Annotated in this window: 17 protein-coding genes; all 17 read right to left on the reverse strand. The window is 68.0% G+C overall.

Features of this window, described 5'->3' with window-relative positions:
• Positions 1-24 precede the first annotated feature (24 nt).
• Complete coding sequence (locus C7401_RS05375) at positions 25-789, reverse strand: DotU family type IV/VI secretion system protein (protein WP_112170335.1); 765 nt, start codon at positions 787-789, stop codon at positions 25-27.
• A 30-nt stretch (positions 790-819) separates the two neighbouring features.
• Positions 820-2151, reverse strand: coding sequence for a type VI secretion system baseplate subunit TssK (gene tssK, locus C7401_RS05380; protein ID WP_112170336.1), 1332 nt, complete (start codon positions 2149-2151; stop codon positions 820-822).
• 60 nt (positions 2152-2211) lie between these two features.
• A complete protein-coding gene (locus C7401_RS05385) occupies positions 2212-2706 on the reverse strand; it encodes a hypothetical protein (RefSeq protein WP_258396901.1) in 495 nt (164 codons plus the stop codon).
• Positions 2703-4124, reverse strand: coding sequence for a dicarboxylate/amino acid:cation symporter (locus tag C7401_RS05390; RefSeq protein ID WP_112170338.1), 1422 nt, complete (start codon positions 4122-4124; stop codon positions 2703-2705). The genes C7401_RS05385 and C7401_RS05390 overlap by 4 nt, the downstream gene beginning before the upstream one ends.
• Positions 4121-4822 carry a cysteate racemase gene (gene cuyB, locus C7401_RS05395; RefSeq protein ID WP_112170339.1) on the reverse strand — a complete coding sequence of 234 codons (702 nt, stop codon included), beginning with the start codon at positions 4820-4822 and terminating at the stop codon, positions 4121-4123. The genes C7401_RS05390 and cuyB overlap by 4 nt, the downstream gene beginning before the upstream one ends.
• 9 nt (positions 4823-4831) lie before the next feature.
• Complete coding sequence (locus tag C7401_RS05400) at positions 4832-6106, reverse strand: dicarboxylate/amino acid:cation symporter (RefSeq protein ID WP_112170340.1); 1275 nt, start codon at positions 6104-6106, stop codon at positions 4832-4834.
• Positions 6107-6128: 22 nt separating this feature from the next.
• Positions 6129-7118 (reverse strand): ABC transporter substrate-binding protein, encoded by a 990-nt coding sequence (locus C7401_RS05405; protein ID WP_112170341.1) that lies wholly within the window; start codon positions 7116-7118, stop codon positions 6129-6131.
• A 1-nt stretch (position 7119) separates the two neighbouring features.
• Positions 7120-7275 (reverse strand): hypothetical protein, encoded by a 156-nt coding sequence (locus C7401_RS05410; protein ID WP_220092808.1) that lies wholly within the window; start codon positions 7273-7275, stop codon positions 7120-7122.
• Between the two features lie 41 nt (positions 7276-7316).
• A complete protein-coding gene (locus tag C7401_RS05415; protein WP_112170343.1) occupies positions 7317-7703 on the reverse strand; it encodes a DUF4280 domain-containing protein in 387 nt (128 codons plus the stop codon).
• 2 nt (positions 7704-7705) lie between these two features.
• A complete protein-coding gene (locus C7401_RS05420) occupies positions 7706-8458 on the reverse strand; it encodes a toxin-antitoxin system YwqK family antitoxin (RefSeq protein ID WP_258396902.1) in 753 nt (250 codons plus the stop codon).
• Positions 8459-8465: 7 nt separating this feature from the next.
• A complete protein-coding gene (gene tssI, locus C7401_RS05425; RefSeq protein ID WP_112170691.1) occupies positions 8466-10394 on the reverse strand; it encodes a type VI secretion system tip protein TssI/VgrG in 1929 nt (642 codons plus the stop codon).
• A 5-nt stretch (positions 10395-10399) separates the two neighbouring features.
• Positions 10400-13120, reverse strand: coding sequence for a type VI secretion system ATPase TssH (tssH, locus tag C7401_RS05430; RefSeq protein WP_112170344.1), 2721 nt, complete (start codon positions 13118-13120; stop codon positions 10400-10402).
• An 18-nt stretch (positions 13121-13138) separates the two neighbouring features.
• On the reverse strand, positions 13139-14266 hold the full coding sequence (tssG, locus tag C7401_RS05435; RefSeq protein WP_112170345.1) for a type VI secretion system baseplate subunit TssG: 1128 nt from the start codon (positions 14264-14266) through the stop codon (positions 13139-13141).
• Entirely contained in the window at positions 14221-15996 is a 1776-nt protein-coding gene (gene tssF / locus C7401_RS05440; protein ID WP_112170346.1) for a type VI secretion system baseplate subunit TssF, read from the reverse strand. The genes tssG and tssF overlap by 46 nt, the downstream gene beginning before the upstream one ends.
• Complete coding sequence (gene tssE / locus C7401_RS05445) at positions 15989-16426, reverse strand: type VI secretion system baseplate subunit TssE (protein WP_258396904.1); 438 nt, start codon at positions 16424-16426, stop codon at positions 15989-15991. Before tssE ends, tssF begins: the two co-directional genes overlap by 8 nt.
• Positions 16427-16533: 107 nt before the next feature.
• Positions 16534-17025, reverse strand: a complete 492-nt coding sequence (locus C7401_RS05450) for an Hcp family type VI secretion system effector (RefSeq protein WP_112170348.1) — start codon at positions 17023-17025, stop codon at positions 16534-16536.
• Positions 17026-17114: 89 nt separating this feature from the next.
• The gene (gene tssC / locus C7401_RS05455) at positions 17115-18626 is read right to left on the reverse strand and encodes a type VI secretion system contractile sheath large subunit (RefSeq protein WP_112170349.1); all 1512 of its coding nucleotides are present in this window, start codon (positions 18624-18626) and stop codon (positions 17115-17117) included.
• Positions 18627-18635: the final 9 nt, after the last annotated feature.

Consider the following 18635-nt stretch of genomic DNA (forward strand, 5'->3'; position numbering starts at 1 on the left):
CAAAGGATACCTGATGAATCCGCTTCATCGCCCCACCCCCGCCACGGCGTCGGCGTGAAGCGCCTCGCGCACGGGCCACGACTGCCACAGCCACAGCACCTCCGAGATCGCACACAACGAAACAGCCGCGAGCATGACCATCACGGCCCAGCGGCTCACCGTCGGCAGCTTGCGCGGCGCGATGTGCGAGAGCGTGTTCGCATAGGCGGCTTCGGCCAGCACGCGCTCGCGCCCGCCGAGATCGGGCCGCCGCTGGTAGATGAACTCATAGAGCTCCTCGCGGTAGCCGCGCAGCTTTTCTTGCGCGAGCGCGCCGCGAAAGCGCCCTTCGAAGCCCATGGCAAGCGCGAACAGATAGTGCCGCGCGACGGTGCGCCGCGAGGGCTCGCGCTCGGAAAGCAACTGCTCGATGCGGCTGAACACCAGGTCGCCCGCGATATTGCTGCGAAAGAGCGTCGATTCGAGCAGCCAGGCGGTCCAGCGCTCGCGGCCGCCCCAGGGCGTGTTGAGCAGGATCTCGTCGGCGAGCACCGCCTTGAGGTAGCGCGAGTCCGCGATGTTCTCCATCTCGAAGCGCGTGCTTTCGCGCCGCGACTGGAGCGTCTGCACTTCGAGCAGGTGCAGCAGATGCCGGCTCATGGCCTGGGCGGCAGCCTCCGCGTGCGTGCCGCCGTCCATTTCCGGCGCGGCGGGATAGCGCGCCTGCGCGCTCACCAGTTCGTCGAGAAACGCGCGGAACTGCTGCGTGAGGAGGTCTTCTTCTTCGGTGTCGATTCGGTTGCGTAGCATGCTGGGTCCGTTGCCTCGGGTATCGCTGTCTCAGCCCTTCACGAACAGCAGGATTTCCTGCGGCCGTTGCGCGCGCTCGCCTTCGTTGGGATTGCCGATCACGAGCGGTTCGTTCGGGGCCGTGAACGGCGGCTCCCAGCGGATCTCGAACAGCAGATAGCCGGAACCCGCGCGCACGCCGAGTTCCTCCGCATAGTCGATCGGCCGCCGCGCCGCGCCCAGCACGCGGCGGCTGCGCAGCGACGGGTAGACCGTTTGCGAGCCGATCACGGCGCCTTCCATCCACGCGAGCAGGTCGCGGTCGGACTGCCCGCGCAAACCCACCACGAGCCGCTCGCCGGCCCATTCGTCGCGCAGGCCCAGTTCGAACGCGCCATGCCGGAAATCGAACTTGCACTCGCGATACGCCTCGCTCACCTCGGAGGTCGCCTCGCGCAGCGCGCGCAGCAGCGGCTCGAATACGGCGCGCGGATCGGCGTGGTCGTAGTCGGGCGGCACGGGCGGCAGGCCGCCTGGGCGCAGCAGCGAGAGCGGCCCCGTAAGCTGCGCGAGCGCGAGAAAGAGCGCGAGCGGATGCAGGCGCGGCGTGCGCAATACCGCTTCCACGAGCGGCAACGCGCTCACGAGGCTGCGCAGCCGGTCTTTCAGTTCGAGTTGCGCGAGGCGGTCGTCCACCTGCGAAGAGGGGTTCGCCGTTTGACGCGCGATGAACGCCGCCTTGCCGCGCAACTGGCCGAGCAGCGCCGAGGTGGCGCGCCAGAGCGGATTGTCATGCGCGATTTCGAGCAGCGGCGGCAGGCGCTCGCCCAGCCGGATCACGTCGTTGTCCTTGTAGACCGAGCCGAGCCGCAATGCGACCCAGGCGGCCGCCGGCGGCTCGCCCGCCGCGAGCGCGAGGTTCGGCAGGCGGCGCGCGATATCGGCGGGTGGTGCATCGGACACCTGATCGTCCACGGACGCCCCCGCCGCCGAGCGAAAGCGGCGCACGGGCGCATCGCGCCGCAGACCGCCGGGCCCCGGCAGCACGAGCCAGAAGTCGAGCGGCCCGTTGGCGAGCTGCGCGGCGTGCGGTTCGAGCGCGAGTTCGAGCCGGTCCTGAGGGTTCGTCCCGGCGTGATACGAAACGGCGGTGCCGTCGGGCATGATGGCTTCGAGTTCGAGCACGCGCACGAGGCCCGCCGCCAGCAGGCCCTGATCGAACGTCAAACGCCGGACGCCCCAGGCGAACGGCGCCGCGGCGAGGGTTTGCCAGGCGACGAGCGAGTCGATGCGCGCGTCGAGCAACTGGAAATGCTGCGGCGAGAGCAGCATGCCCTCGAACCACTCCACGCGATCCACCACGCCGGACATCGCATCAGACATGGCGCCCTCCCGCTTCGGTCACGGCGCGCAAGGCGCAAGGGGCAAAGAGAAGTTGAACGGTCATTGAGCGGTCGATACGGTAAAAGCGTGATCGTCCAGTTGCACGACGAGGCGGCCACTGAACGTTTCGATGCGCACGCAGTGCGCGGCGGGGTCCGGATAACTCGCGAAGACAAACGCGGCCTTCACGCGCGGGCCGGACAGCGCGTCGCCGGGAATCTCCAGACGTTGTCCGGGCACGACTTCCCAACTGCTGTAGCGAATGCTTTTGGGGAACGCGGCGGCCAGCGTCGCGCGCGAGGCAAACCACTTCGCGCCCGGCAGTTCGGCCACGCGCGCGAGCATCGCGTCGTCGGTCACGAACACGACATCCACGGCCACGGGGCTGTTGTTGTTGGCGTCGTTGCTGGCCGCGAGCGTGAGCGTGGACCACGCGGCCTTCTCGCCGCTCATCCCCAGCATCGAGCAGCCCGAAAGCGCGGCCCCAAGGCAGACACCAAGGCACATGCCACGCAGGCGGACACACCACGCGAACCGGTCATGCCAAAACGTCATTTCGCCCCCACTCCAATTCCCATCAAGACGATCAGCGACGCAACGGTCATCGCGCAGCCCGCCACCAGCGCGAGCTGCCCGCGCGAGAGCGCGAAGCGCAGCGGTGCATGTACTGGTGGTTGCGCGCGCAACGGCTCTGGCATCACGCGCTCCGAAGGCAGCCCGGCGGAGACCAGCGCGATCACGGCGCATACGGCGAGCAGGCTCACCACGTTGCGCGGCCCCTCGCAGATCAGGTCGATCGTGACGAACAGCACGCTCGCCGCTTCGGCAGGCAATTGCAGCAGCGAGAGCACGACGCCCATGTAACCCACGGTCGCCACACCGCTCTTGCCCGACGAGAGAAACGCGGCCCCGACCGAGGCGAACGCGATCACGGCGAAGTCGCCCGCAGCGAGCGGCCGGTCATACAGGTTCGCCACGAATACGGTGGCGAGCGAGAAATAGAGCGCGGAGCCCGCGCGCACGAACACGGCGCCGAACGGCACGATCAGCTCGACAATGCCGCGACTGAACCCGAGCCGCGCGCTCATGGCCTCGATGGTGTGCGGAATCGACGCCGTCGCGCTGCCCGAGGTGAGGCCGACGAGTAGCGGCGCCTTGAGGCTCGCGACGATCTGCACGAGCGGCAGCCCGGCGCGCCGCGCGGTGAGCGCCGTCGCTGCGCCGCCGAGCACGGCGGCGCAGGCGAGAAAGCACACCAGAAAGCTGCCCATCGCCGCAAGCATGGCGGGCGGCGTATGCGCGCTCACCCACGCGGCCGTGCCGAACGCGAGCACCGGAATGAGCAGGTTGGCGCGCTCGATGATGATTTCGAGCGTGCGATACACGCCCTCGAACACATTGCCGAGCATCGACGTTTGTTCGCGCGAGAGCGCCGCGAACGCGAGCCCGAACAGCAGCGTGCCGGCGAGAATGCCGAGCGGATGCCCTTGCGCCAGCACGCGGTAGAAGTTATCGGGCACGGCCTCGCGCCAGCCGTAAGCACTCGTTTGCGAGACCGCCGCGTCCGCGCCGTCGAACAGCGTCACGCCCACTTCCTGCGCGTCGCCCGCGCTTTGGAGCAAGCGTTCGCCAAAGGTCGCGTAGGCGTGCTCCGGCAGATGCGCGCCCGGCATCGCCAGCGCCCCCGCGAGCGTGCCCGCCACGCCGCACAGCACCATGAGCCCGAGCGCCAGCGCGCCGATCGTGCCCACGCGCCACGCGGGGCGCGGCAGTTCGCACACCTGGCGCAGGCCGAAGAACGTCGCGACCACGAGCAGCGGCATCGCGGCCATGTTGACGACCGCGAGATAAAGCTGCCCGAACAGATACGCCAGCGCCCCGGCGGGCTCGGCCACGAGCCCGCAGAGCGCGCCCGCCGCCATGCACGCGAGCAACGCGAGCGTGCTGCCCGAGAGGGGCTTGAGCACGTTCATACCGGCCGGTTCCAGCCACGCGCGAGCGCGTAGTCGACTGTCGCCCGCGCGAGCGCACGCGTGCTGTCCACGAGCGGCAACGCCGCGTCGCGCAGCGCGCGGGCGGCGAGTGGAATTTCCGTGCACGCCATCAACGCGGCGTCCACGTCCTCTTGCGCGAGCGCCGCGAGCGCGGCCCCGAGGCGCGCCGCCGCTTCGTCGATGTCACCCGCCTTGACCGCAGCAATGCACGCGGCCACGTCGGCCTGCGCCGCCGCGCCGGGCAGCACCGGCTCCATGCGGCGCACGCCGAGCGCGCTCTGATAGAAGTCGGAGGCGAGCGTGCCGCCCGTCGCCAGCAACGCGACACGCCGCGCCTCGCGCGGCAGCGCGGCCACGCTCGCCTCGCTGATATGCAGGATCGGCGCGGCGCTGCGTTCGCTTAGCTGTGCGTACCAGTGATGCGCGGAATTGCAGGGGATGACGATCAGCGCCACGCCATTGCGATTGAGCAGGTCGATGCCGTCGATCAATGCGGGCAGCGGGTCCGCCGCGCCGTCGATGATCGCGCGCGAGCGGTCGGGCGTATGCGGCAGGTTCGCGACCACCATCGGCAGATGTTCCTGGTCGCAGGACGCCCCGGTCAGGCGCACGACCTGATCGAGGAAATCCACGGTGGCGAGCGGTCCCATGCCGCCCAGCACGCCTATGAGCGCCATTGCGGTCTCCTATATCTTCAACGGTCGCGGGCAGATCACGGCGACGGCCGCCGCGTTGCCGATCACGAGAATGAGCGTGCGCAGCATGTCGCACAGCGGGTCCACTGCCAGGAACAGGATGAACGCCGCTTCGAACGGCAAGCGCAGATACGCGCAGGTCATCCCCACCAGCGAAACGGTCACGAGGCCCGTCATGCCCGCCGAAGCGAAACCGGCCAGCACCGAAGCGAGCAGCACCGTGGCCACCTCGACCACGCCGAGCGTGTGGCCATAAAGCTGCGCGATGAACAGCGTGGCGCACACGTAATAGACCATCGGCCCCACGCGCAGCAGCGACACCGTGAGCGGCACGAGCAGTTCCACACGTGCGCGCGCGAAGCCCAGCCCGTCGACCAGGCTTTCGATCATGCTGGGCATGCAGGCGGCGCTGTTGCGCGTGGCGAGCGCGAGCGCGAACGGGGCGCGCAGCGCGTCGAGCGTCGCGCCCAGCCCGTGCGTGGAGCGCTTCCAGATGATGGCCGCCGCCAGCACGACCAGCACGGCCGAAGCCACGAAGAACGCCACCACGAACTGGAGCATGGCGTGCAGCGGCCCCATGCCCGACTTGCCGAGCTGCGCCGCGCTCATGCAGATGAGGATGAGCGGCAGCGGGTAGCTCAACCAGTGCATGAGCTTCTGGCACGCGTGATAGATCGTTTCGAGCGACTGGCTCAGGCCCGTCGAGATGCGCTCGGGCACGCGTCCGACCGCCAGCCCGAACAAGAGCGCGAACACCAGCGTCTTGAGCGCGTCGCCGCTCGCGAGCGCGGCGAAGATATTGGTCGGCACGAGGCTCGTGAGCACGTCGGAGAAGCTGAGCGACGTCGGCGGCGTGTCCGCGCCGTAGAGGTTCATCGTCGTGTCGCCGGCGGCGGGGTCGTTGCCGATCATCAGGCCGAACGCCTGCATCGTCGCGCTGGAGAGATTCGCGCCCGGGTGCAGCACGAGCAGCACCGCCGCGCCCACCAGGGCGACGATGGCCGAAGCGCCCGCGAACACGGCCACCACGCGCACGAGCAGGCGCGAAGCGCCGCCGTCGCGAAAGAGCCGTTGCAGGCTGAAGATCACGGCCGATATCATGAACGGCAGCGTGGTCATCTTGAGCAGTCCCACATAAATATCGCCGATCAGGGCGAGCTTCTGGGACGCCTCGGGCAACGCGAGCCCGAGCGCGCCGCCAAGGGCGAGACTGCCGATCACGACCCAGGGGTTCAATACGAAAGCGTAGATTCTGCTGAAGTTCATCGCGGGACTCGGGTGGATCGCATCACGGGCGGTGGGTCGATTGCAGCACGGTGCTGATGTCGAAGCGCCTCGTGCGCTCGGCGAGAAACTGGTTGACGAACGCGAGCAGCGCCGTGTCGGCAATGCTCACGCCGATGGCGAGCGAGTCTTCGAGATCGTCGAGCGTGACGACGCGCAGACGCAGCGAAGCGGTCGGGTCCCGCTTCAGCACGCGCTTGACTTCGAACTCGTCGCGATACGCCGCCGTCACCTCGCCACTGTCGAGCGCCTTGAGCACCGCCTCCCAGGTGGGATAGGTGCGCACCTGTGCGTGCGGGAAATTGGTCGTCACGTATTCCGCGTATGAGGAACGCGCGACGACGCCGATCGTGCTGTCGTAGGCGCGAATCACGTCGGGCACCGCGCGCCCTTGCGCGAGTTGCGCGAACTTCACGCGGTTGAGCAGCAGCGCGCGCTTCAGGCGAAGATAAGGTGTACTGAAGCTGATGACCTGTGCGCGCGGCAGCGTGCGCGAGAGCTTGCTGATGGCCAGGTCGGCCTGACCTGTGGCCAGCAGGTTCACCACGCCGTCGAAGCTGTTCGCGTCGCGGTCGAAGCGCACCTTCACGCCCAGCTTTTGCGCGATCTCGTGCGCGAGATCGATGTCGAGGCCGCTCAACTGCCCTTCGCGCGTCTCGAAGAACGGCGGCTGGTCGATGCCCAGCACCGCCACCACCAGTTCGCCGCGTTGCGCGATGCGCGCGAATTCGGGGGCGAGCAGGCGGCCGTCCGGCAACTGCACGAGGCCTGTCGAGGTGACGCGCTGCACCTGCACCGGCGCGGGCAACGCGGCGCTCGCGGCGGGCACGGCCGCGATCACGCCCACGGAAATGGGCGCGGCGGCACCGGCCCATGCAGATGCGGACAGCGCGAAGCCGAGCATCACGCTCAGTGCGCAGGCGAGGCGCGCAGCGGATCGTGAAGCGGATCGGGAGGCGGCGAACGAGACCGCCACGTCAAGGATGGTGCGCATATCAGGGATTGCTTGAAGAAGAGGAAGCGGCCGTGGGAGCAGCCGCCGACGATGCCACCGGAGCCGGCTGCGAGAAGTACCGCGCGCCGATCTGGACACCCAGCAGGAACAGCAACGCGCACAGCAGCAGCGTGCAGGCGGCGACGATCGTCACCATGCGCGAGGTCATCGAGAAAACGTACGGGTTCACCATCGCCCTCATGGAAGCTGGGTGGAAAACTGCACCGGGGCGGCGACCTGGATCACGCCACCCCATGCGCAGATGAGCTTCGAATCGTTCTGCAAGGCAGGCACGCCGCCCACCAGCACCGTGGGCGAGCCCGGCAGCCACGGCGCGGGCGTGACGGGCACGCACGGCATGGGCGTGAACACCCCGAGCGCGGCGGCCGTCGCACCGATCACGGCCGGATTCGCTGCGCAACAGCACATGCCGAACGGCAGCACGTTGAGAATGGCCGCGTGGTCCATGACCGTCGCGGCGGGCGTGCCCGCCGTCACGCCGCTGACCGGCAGCACGGCAAGCGCGGCGGGCGAGGTGCCGAAACTGCATTGCAAGGCCGAGCCGGCCGTCACGAGCATCGCCATGGTTAGCCCCTCACCCATTTCTCGAACTGCCGCAGCATCGGCGCGGAGGCTTTGTCAGCCGCTTCATGGCTTGCCGCCTCGCGCGGGGCGTCCGCCGCTTGCCATGCCTCCTGCGGCTTGCCCATGTCGTAGCGGCGCGATTCCTGCACGCTGCCGTCCTGTGCGTAGCGGCGCACCGTGCCGTGCAGCAGGTTCGCGCGATACGGCGTGGATTGCATGAGCTTGCCGTCGCGCGCGTAGTCGCCGGCCTCGCCATCGAGCCGCCCATGCGCATAGGGCGCGCGCCGCACCACTGCGCCGTCGTGCAGGAACACGGCTTCGCGCGTGAGTTGCCCCGCTTCGTAGTGCAGGCGCGCGCTCACCAGCCCGGCCGGGCACACGCAGAGGCTCGGGCCGTGCAGCACGCCGCCCGCGTAGTGCTGCTGGCTCGCGAGCCGCCCGTCCTGGTACCGCGACACCACGCCGTGCAGCTTGCCCGCCTCGTAGTGCGACTCCTGCAACAGCGCGCCTTGTGCATCGAAAATCCGGAACGGCCCCGAGAGCAAGCCGTGCGCAAAGCCGGCTTCCACGTGCGGCGCGCCGTCCTGCTGATAGCGCACCATGGGCCCGTGCGGCACGCCGCCCGCGAACGTGGTGCGGCTCACGATCCGGCCTGCGGCGTCGCGCTCCTCGACCACGGTGGACGCCTCGCGCGCCTGCGTTGCGCCATCGTCATGCGGATTCAGGGGCTTCACGGTGGTGTGGATCTCGCTCATCGCGCGCTCAATTCAGCTTCACAAGGCCGCCCTTGAGGGCGAGCAGGCCACCGCCGTCGACCGTCTGCGTGGCCGACGCCTTGTGTTCGATGGTGAGCCCTTCCACGGTGAGGCTCGTGCCCGCTTTCTGGCCGAACGAGGTCGCCGCCTCGGCGGCGAACGCCGCGCCCGATTTCAACGTGAAGGCCCCGCCCGACTGGATCGTGATCGAGCCACTCACGTCGATCACCAGATTGCCGCTCACGCGCAGCGTATGGTCGCCGCCGGTCTCCTGCGTGTAGCTCGCGTGGTTCGTGTGCGTTTCCTCCGCGCCGATTTCGAGCGTTCGCTGGCCCTTCACCGTGTGGCGCTCGTTGCCCGTTTGCACGTCGACGCTGCGATCGCCCGCTTTCACCACGTGCGTTTCCGCGCCCGCGATCACCGTGGTCGTGAGCGCCTGTTCGATCGCGACGTTCATGTCGCGCTGTGCATGCAGATAGAGTTCCTCCGCGCCCATGCGGTCTTCCATGCGGATCTCGTTGCCCGCCGCGCCGTTCTTCGACGAACGCGAACGCAGCACGCTTTGCGTATGCAAGTCCGGCAACACCACCGGCGTGACGTTCTGCCCGTTGTAGACCGCGCCCGTCACGAGCGGACGGTCGGGGTCGCCGTCCACGTAGCTCACCACCACTTCCTGGCCCACGCGCGGCAAAAACAGCACGCCCCAGCCATTGCCCGCCGACGCCTGCTGCACGCGCACCCAGCATGAGCTGTCCTGATCGGCGTCCGGCGTGGTGTCCCAGTGGAATTTGAGCTTCACGCGGCCGTAGGCATCGGTCCAGATTTCCTCGCCCGCCAGGCCCACGACCTTCGCCGTATGCGTGCCCGCCACGACCGGCAGCGGCGTCACGCAGGGCGCGCGAAACGGCGTGGCCTGAAGAAACGCCTCGAAGCGATTGACGTAGCCGTGGTGCGAGGCGTCGTGCGTCACCGCGCGCACGACGTAGCCCGTATTGAGCGCGTCGCCGCCGGGATGATCCGCCAGCGTGAAACGCGTGCCCGCGGCGAGGCTGTAGCAGTCGCACGCGCCGCTGCCCGCTTGCTGCGCGACCTCACAGGCCGCGCGTCGCACGGCGGCCTTGCGCTCGCCTTCGGCCGCATCGGCGTATTTGCCGGGGAACGTGTAGCGGCGTCCCTCCGGTGCCGTCGCGGGCGTGACGGGCCCGGTCGTCGAAGGCGACGCGTTGGCAAAATCGTAGTCGCCGAGCACGTGATCGTGCGCGACGAGCCGGTGCGTCATCTCGAACTCGCTCACGCGGTTCGGCTCGCCGCTCGCGCTGGCGGTGGTCGAGAAGTAGAGTCGCGCGCTGGTCGCGTCGGTGTGGTGGGCCGCTGCGCTGTCCGCCAGCACGAGCGTGTGCGCGCCGTTCGCGAACGTGAAGAAGTAGAAAATGCCTTCCTCTTCCATCAGCCGCGAAATAAAAGCGAACGGGCTCTCGTCGTACTGCACGCAGTATTCGCGCTGTGCGTAGGCCGTGCCGCTCAAGCGCGACTCGTACCGCACGCCCGCTGCGTCCAGCACGGTCTTCACGATCTCCGGCACGCTCTTATGCTGATGAATCACGCGGTCGCGCCCGAGCGTGAGCAGCCACACGCGCGGCGCAAGCTCGGCCGAGTAGAAGCCGTGCTGCGAGTCCGTGCCCGCATGCGCGAAGCGCACCACCACGCCGCTAAAGCAACGCACCGGGCCGCCCGGCGATTGCAGCGTGACCGTCACGATCTGGCCGACAATGCGCGCGGCGTCGAGCGCCTTGTTCAGCGAACGCATGCGCAACTCGAAGCGGAACAACTCGGAGATCGCCTCGCGTCCGCTGAAGCCGTCGAGCAGCAGGACATCTTCGCCAAACGGCGTCGAGACCGAGAGAAACGCACCCGCCTGCGTGATCGTGCGCGCCATGGCCGTCATGCTCCGCGCGCGTCGGTGAAGTGGAACGCCATGCCGCCCGCCGCGTCGAGCGCGAGATGCACGCGGCCAAACGGCTCCGCGAGCGAAATGCGCTCCAGCACACGCTGCGCCAGTTCGGGCAGCACGGCCTGGGCCAGAATGTGATCGACATTGCGCGCGCCGCTGTCCACTTCCTTGCAGCGTTGCACGATCTCCTGGGCGAGCGCGTCGTCCCACGTGAGCGTTGCGTGATGGTTGCGCGCGAAACGTTGTGCGATGCGCGCAAGCTTGAGTTCGACGATGGCGGCGATCTGGGCGTCGCCGAGCGGATAGTACGGCACGATCGCGAGCCGCCCGAGAAACGCCGGACTGAACTGGCGCAGCAGCGGCGGGCGCAGCCGTTCGACGAGCGCCTGCGGCGCGGGCCTGCGGCCGCCGTGGCACGCGTCGGTAATGACGTCCTGCGCCGCGTTCGAGGTGAGCAGGATGAGCGTGTTCTTGAAGTCGATGGGCACGCCCTCACCGTCCTCCATGATGCCCTTGTCGAACACCTGGAAGAACAGTTCGAGCACGTCCGGGTGCGCCTTTTCCATTTCGTCGAGCAACACGACGCTGTACGGGCGACGCCGCACCGCCTCGGTCAGCACGCCGCCGCGCCCGTAGCCCACATAGCCCGGCGGCGCGCCCTTGAGGCCCGAGACGCTATGCGCCTCCTGGAACTCGGACAGGTTCACGGTGATGACGTTGCGCTCGCCGCCGTAGAGCAGTTCGGCGAGCGCGAAGGCCGTTTCGGTTTTGCCCACGCCGCTCGGCCCCACGAGCATGAACACGCCCACGGGCTTGCCCGGATCGTCGAGGTCGGCCCGGAACGTGCGCACGCGGCGCGCAATGGTGTCGAGCGCCTCGTCCTGGCCCACCACGCGCTCGGCGAGCTTTTCCTGGAGGTGCAGCACGGTATGCAGTTCGTCGGCGAGCATGCGGCCCACGGGAATGCCGGTCCAGCCCGAGATCACCTCGGCCACGACGGCCGAGTCCACGCACACGGGCACCAAGGGCTCGTCGTTCTGCACGGCTTCGAGGCCCTTCTCCAGCCGGTGCAACGTGGCGGTCAACGTTTCGGCATCCTCATGGTCGTCGTTCGTGCCTTCATCCGTGACGCTCGCCAACTGTTCGGCGATCTTGCGCCGCCACGCGAGAATCTCGTCCACCGCGCGCTTTTCCGTGCCGAACTTTTCGGTGAGCCGTGCATGCTGCTCGCGCTCATCGCGCAACTGCCGCTGGGTGGCCGCGATCGCCTCGGCGCGCATCGCGCCCGTGGCCGCCTCGTGGCGCAGAATGCGCAACTGGTTCTCGGCTGTTTCGATCGAGCGGCCCAGCGCCTCGATCTCCTCGGGCACGCCGCTTTGACCGATCGCCACGCGTGCGCAGGCTGTGTCGAGCACGCTGATCGCCTTGTCGGGCAACTGGCGGCCCGAGATATAGCGATGCGAGAGCCGCACGGCGTCGCGTACGGCGTCGTCGAGAATCTCCACGCCGTGATGGGCCTCGAGCTTGTCCACCATACCGCGCAGCATGTCCACGGCCACCGGCTCGCTCGGCTCCTCGACCTTGACCACCTGGAAACGGCGCGCGAGCGCGGGGTCGCGTTCCACGTACTTCTTGTATTCGGCCCATGTCGTGGCCGCGATCGTGCGCAACTCGCCGCGCGCGAGCGCCGGCTTGAGCAGATTGGCGGCGTCGCCTTGCCCTTCGCTGCCGCCAGCGCCGATCAGTTGATGCGCCTCGTCGATAAAGAGAATCACCGGCGCGGGCGAGGCCTTCACCTCGGCGATCACCGACTTCAGGCGGCTCTCGAACTCGCCCTTCACGCCCGCGCCCGCCTGTAGCAGCGCGAGATCGAGCGAGCGCACGGAAACGTTCGCCAGCGCGGGCGGCACTTCGCCCTGCACGATGCGCTGCGCGAAGCCCTCCACCACGGCCGTCTTGCCCACGCCGGCCTCGCCCGTGAGGATGGGGTTGTTCTGGCGGCGGCGCAGCAGCACGTCGATCAACTGCCGGATTTCAGCGTCGCGGCCACGAATGGGATCGATCGCGCCCGCGCGTGCGAGCGCGGTGAGGTCCACCGCGTAGAGATCGAGCGCGCGCTGCGAGTGGATTGCGGGGCCGGCCCCGAGTGTCGGCATGGTCTGGCTGGCCGGAACTTCACCGCTTTGAGCGGCCTGCGTCCCCGCCGAAGGCAGATCGCTCGACGCGCCTCCCGCATCTTCAGCCGAACCCGCGAGAATCCCGCGCAGGCCTTCGCGCAGATGCGCGCGCGGAATCTTCAGCAGCGCGGGCGCCGATTCGAGCAGCAAGCCGCGCAGGCTGTCCACTTCGAGCAACGCGAGCGTGAGCGTGCCCGAGCGGATCTGTTGCTCGCCGAGCAGCATCGAGCTTAGCAACCACGCTTCCTGAAACAGCGGCGAGAGGTTAGGCGAGAGTGAGGGCGTGCGGCCGTTGCCGCGCTTGAACAATTCGACCGTTTTTTGCAGATGCGAAACGAGGCCCGCGCGCTCGACGCCGAAATGCGCGAGGATCGCCCGCAGGTCCGGCGCTTCGGTTTCGAGCAGCGTGAGCAGCAAGTGCTCGATATCCACGCTGAAGTGTGTCTGCCGCACGCACAGTTGGGCGGCCTGCTCCATCGCATGTTTGCATGCGGGATTCAGGCGGCTGAGCAAGGTGCGAATATCGATTTCCATCCGGGGGTCGCCTAACGGTTATGCGTGTGCCGCGCCGCCAGCGGCGCGCGCGTTGAATCTCACGGGTGCGGGTTGGCTGGCTCGCGCCGCACCGCCGAGCCACGACGTCCAGCCAAGCCGCGCCGCCTCATGCCCGCCGAGCGCGCACGCCGCGCGGCGCGGCGCGACATGCAGCACGAACTCGACGTCGAGGTCCTGCTGCGCGTGACGCCGCACGAGCCACAAGGCCAGCGCGTGCGCCTCGCCGCCCGGCAGCAGCGCGGCGAAGCGTTTGGGGGGCACGTCGAAAAACGCCATGCGGATACCGGCGTGCTGATCCCACGCGCGGCGGCCAAGCACGCAGGCGCGCCCAAGCCGTGGCGCCTGGCCGCTGCGCGTGGAACCGGTCAACCGCAACGCGTCCTGCGCCTCGACCTCGCGCCAGCGGCCCACGAACGATTCGCCCGTCACGCGCAGGCCGAGCCGGTCGCCCAGCACGGCGAGCAGGCCGCTCATCGAACGCGGCGCCGCGCCGAAAAGCCCCGCGTGACGCAGCCAGAGCTGCGCGCGTCCGGAGCCGCCAGCCTCGCCCTCGCCCTGTGCATCGAGCCCGAGATTGCCGAGCGCGTCGAGACACGCGGCGAGCGGCGAAGCCAGCGGTGAGCGCCAATTGAGCGCGGGCGTGTGTTTCTTGCGGCTGCGGTAAAGGAACGACAGAAAGCGGTGATTCAGGATGTCGAGCAGGTCGGCGCTCGCCTCGTCGCGCGCCGCGCGGTGAGCGAGCACCATCTCCGTGAACGGCAAAGGCAGCGGTCCACCCGCTCCGGCGAGCGTCATAGCGGGCGTGGCAAGCACGTATTCCGGCTTTCCTTCGCGCCCGCCCATTGATTCGCTATCCGTATCATTGATTCTCTCGTCGCGCGCGTGTGCGCTTGTTCCACGCTCACGCACGCTGCGCACGTCGCTCGCCTCGAACGCGAGCGACACATGCCCCTTGAGGCGAATCGCTTCGCGCGCGCCGTCACCGTGTCCGGGCGGATTGGCCCACGGCGTGGCCCGCTCCAGCAGGTTGATGGCCTGGAACAGGTCAAAGCCCTGAGGGTGCGCGCGCAGGCGGGCGATCAGACGAGCGGCTGGCAGCCGGTCATCGGTTCCCATTGCTTCCATGTCTCGTCTCCGCGGCGCACCACGAGCCGCACGAAGGAATTGATCGATGTGTAAAGCGCGAAGAAGCGCGCGAGCACCGCGCCCATCAGCAGCGGCGAGCCGCCGACGAACGCGTCGGCGTCGAACTCCACGGCCACTTCGGTGCCCCGGCAGTAGCCGCGCCATGCCTCGGTTCCCAGATGCGCGTTCACGCTGCGCGCATGCAGACTCTTGAGCCCGCGAATCTGGTCCTGTTCGCGCGCGCGATCGGAGGCAAACAGGCGCAACAGGTCCTGCACTTGCCGCCGCCCGGTCGCGCCGCTCACGAGCGACTGGTGATTGAGCGTGAGCAGGGAGACGAGCCGCCACAGCGTTTCGCTGCCGAGCGGCGGCGTGCGCTGCGCGGTGGGCTCGTAAAGGCAGCGCACGCGCACGTTCGGCGCGGCGCGCTCCACGCTCATGCGCGCGCCCACGCTCAACTGCTGCGCAAGGCGCCGGTTCGTGCACAGCACGTTCGCGTAGACGACCGGGCCTTGCGGCGAGCGCCAGCGGGGACCCGCATCGACGAAACTCAGATACGTGTCCGTGCCCGCGATGTCACCGCGCAGGCTGCGCTCGCGCCGCGCCACCCAGCAGGGCGTCGCGCCGTTCGCGCCCGCGTGGGCATCCGTGTAATCGGCTGCGGCAAACGAGGGAATCGTCTCGGCGCTCGCCCTGGTGGGATCGCTTGCCACGACCGAAACGACCGAGTGGATTTCCGTGACCGCCTCGCGCTGCCGGTCCGCCACGAGCCGGTACTCGTAGTGACGATGATCGATGGCGATGGGCTCGCTCGTCTGCGCGAACAGATTGACGACCGGCGTGCAACCGAGCCGGAAATGCTGCGCGCCGATCGCCGCGAGCCCGCGCGCCGCGCCGTTGAGGCGGAGCACGATTTCGCAGCCTGGGCCCGCCACGGGCAAGCCGTCGGGCAACAGCAGATCGAAGAAGTGGAACTTGCGTGGAAACGCAAAGTACTCCTGCATGAGTCCGTATGCCGGCTGCGCGTGGGGCGGCAGCGGCAGCACGGCGTGCTCGGGCGCGTAGCCCACTTCGCGCCACGCCGCGCGGCGCAACGGCACGACCGCGCCGTTCGGCTCACGCAACGCGATGTCCGACACGCCGGGCGCGAGCAACTCATAGAGCGGCATCGTCGTCATCCAGTCGCCGTGCAAATGAATGCGCAGGCTGTCGAGTTCCAGTTCGTTGCAGTGCACGCCCGCCTCGCAGGCGAGATGCAGGCGCAGCGTGGCGTCGTCGCCCAGGCTCGCGTCGGCGATTCGCAGCGGCCACAGCGTCGTGTCCCACTCGGTGCGAAAGCGGCACACGTCACCCGTTTCGGCGCGCGCGTGCAGGCCGGTGTGACGCGGCACCGGAAAGCCCGCTGTCACCTTGCCCTGGCTCGGGTCGAGCTCGAATTGCGCAATCGTCATGGAGGGCACCGGCTGCACGAGCGAGGGACACACGTTTTCCAGCAACGCCGAAGCCACTTGCGGGAACGTCTGGTCGAGATCGCGGTGCACGCGCGCGGCGAGAAACGCGCTCGCCTCGATCAGGCGTTCGGTGTGCGGGTCGAGCGATTCCGCGCCGTGCAGGCCGAGGCGTGCGGCGACTTTCGGATAGCGCGCGGCGAAGTCCGCGCCTTCGTGGCGCAGATAGGCGAGTTCGCGCTTGTAGTAATGGAGAATGTCGTCGGACACGGTTTCAGCCATGATCGTTGCGCGGGTCGGGTGACGGGTCGGCGATCGAAAGCGCGCCCCCGGCGAGCTCGAACGCGACATGACTGATGCGCTCGCCCGCGCGCATCGTGGCGCGGATGGTGAGCACCGCATCGTTGGCATGACGATCCGTTTCGTTGAAACCCACGGCGACGTCGACGAGGCGCGGTTCGAACCACGCGATCGCGCGCGCGACCGCGGCGGCGATGGCTTCGCGGTCCGCGCCCGAACGCAAGGTGCGCGCCGAGAAGTCGGGCAAGCCATAGTCGATCGCGCTGCCGTCTCCCGCGAGCCACGCTTCGTAAGGCTGGCGTGCGCGCGTGTTCAGGAGCCGCGCCAGATCGCGTGCGATCGACGCGCGCAACGCGTCCTCGTCCGGCAGGTACGCTTCGCCTTGCGCACCAAGCCGGTCGAAAAGAGGCATGGGTGTACCGTTGTCGATGGCCGACATCTCGTGATGACGCTCGTGCTCGTGCGTTTCACGACGCGCGGGACCGATCGCTCACGATCCGCCCCGCGACGCCGCACGCTTCAGCTCTTGGGCGGCGTGATGGCCTTGTTGGTTGCCAGATCCCAGCCGAAGGCGGCGGTGCCCTTCTTGTCCGCCGTCGTATCCTGCTGCGTGTATTCGGCGGTGACCTGCGTGAAGTTGATCGAGAGGTTGTCCATCATCGCGCCGCCCGCGGAACTGTTGATCACGGAGATCATCGCGTTCTTGAGCACGTACTTCATGTGCAGCATGAACTTGCCGGCCTCGTTGCGCCCGACGAGCACCGTTGCGTCGCCGAGCTTCGTGCCCGCCGCGCAGGCGCTATAAAGCGCGGGCGTGGACTGGTCCGAGTATTTGGCGATCCCCACCTCGTTGAACGACGGGCGGCCGAGCGTGCGCTCGCTCTTGGCCGGATCGGGCGAAATCGGCAGGGCGAGCCCGAACGAAAAGCTCTCGATAATGATCTTGTCGGTGTGCTCGTCGAGCCTGGAATTGCCTTTGATGTCCTTCAGTTCAAGCAGAATCGTATCCATGTGGTCCCCCGTTCAATCTATGATGCGTGGCCCCGCACGGCGCACCCCCGCGCAACCGTGCAGCGTCCAACCCTCGTTCGTGGCGCGGCTTAGGCGGCCGCTGCGGGCAATTCGGCGACAAGCCGGATCGACGCAGTCAGTTCTTCCATCTGGAAATGCGGACGCAGGAAGCAGGTCGCGCGATAGGCGCCCGGCTTGCCCGGCACCTCCGTCACGTCCACACGCGCTTCTCCCAGCGGATAACTGACCTTCTGCGCGTGCGATGCCGACGGATTGATGAGCACGTAGTCGGCGATCCAGTTGTTCAGGTAGTTCTCGATATCGGCGCGCGACTGGAACGAGCCGACCTTGTCGCGCATGATCACCTTGATGTAGTGCGCGAAGCGCGAAGCGGCCAGCACATAGGGCAGGCGCGCGGAAAGCTGCGCGTTGGCGTTCGCCGCGTCCTTGTTGTAGACCTTCGGCTTGTTGACGGTCTGACTGCCGAAGAACGTGGCCGAGTTCGAACCCTTCGAATTCACGATCGAAATGAAGCCCAGGTCGCTCAGTTCCTTCTCGCGGCGGTCGGTGATCGTCACTTCGGTCGGGCACTTCAGCACCACGTCGCCCTCGCCCGTCGTGTACGTGTGCGCAACGAGCCCTTCCACGCGGCCGCCGCCTTCCACGCCGCGAATTGCCGTGGCCCAGCCGTACTTCGCAAAGGCGTCGGTGATGCGCAGGCCCAGCAGCCACGCCGAGTTCGCCCACAGGTATTTGCTGTGGTCGGTGCCGTCCACGTCCTCCTCGAAGTTCAGGTTTTCGAGCGGATTCGTCTTCGCGCCGTAGGGCTGGCGCGCCGCATAGGACGGCAGCACGAGCGACACGTAGCGCGAATCTTCCGTCTCGCGAAAACCGCGCCAGCCCGCAAGCTCGGCGCTCTCGAAGGTCTTGGAGAGGTCGCGCGTAACGCCCAGGTCGGTGAACGACTTGAGGTCGAAGAGGCTCGGCGCGGCGGCGGCGATGAACGGCGCGTGCGCGGCGGCGGCCACCTTCGACATGCGTTCGAGCAGCGCGATGTCCTGCGGGTCGCGGCCGAACGTGTAGTCGCCGAGCAGGAGCGAATACGGATAGCCACCGAACGTTCCGTACTCCTCTTCGTAGATTTTTTTGAAGAGCAGGCTCATGTCGTGATCGACGGCGGATTCGAGATCCTTGAGCAGTTCCTTCTTCGTGACGTTCAGGAGGCGCAGCTTGAGGTTGCTGCCCGTTTCCGTGCCGTACACCATGTCGTGCAGGCCGGTCCACGAAGCCTCCAGCGCCTGGAACGCCGGGTCGTGCATGATGGCGTTGAGCTGGTCCGAGAGCAGCGCGTCGATTTCGGCCACGCGTTCGTTGATCATCGCCACGACGCTCTTGTCCGGGCTCGTGCGCATGCCTTCGTCGAGAATCTGCGAGGCGAGCTGGCCGATCAACTGCTTCGCATACACCCGCTGCGAAGGCTCGACCGCCATGTTGCCTTCCTGAACAATGCGCTCCAGCAGGCTCAGCCCGCTTTCTCCGGCCGCTTCGAGCGTGACTGTGCCTTCGCTGGCCGCAATATCGGCCGCCGTGTTGCTGGTCATTTCCCTACC

The sequence above is a fragment of the Paraburkholderia unamae genome (assembly GCF_003268775.1).
Classification (GTDB): Bacteria; Pseudomonadota; Gammaproteobacteria; order Burkholderiales; family Burkholderiaceae; genus Paraburkholderia; species Paraburkholderia unamae.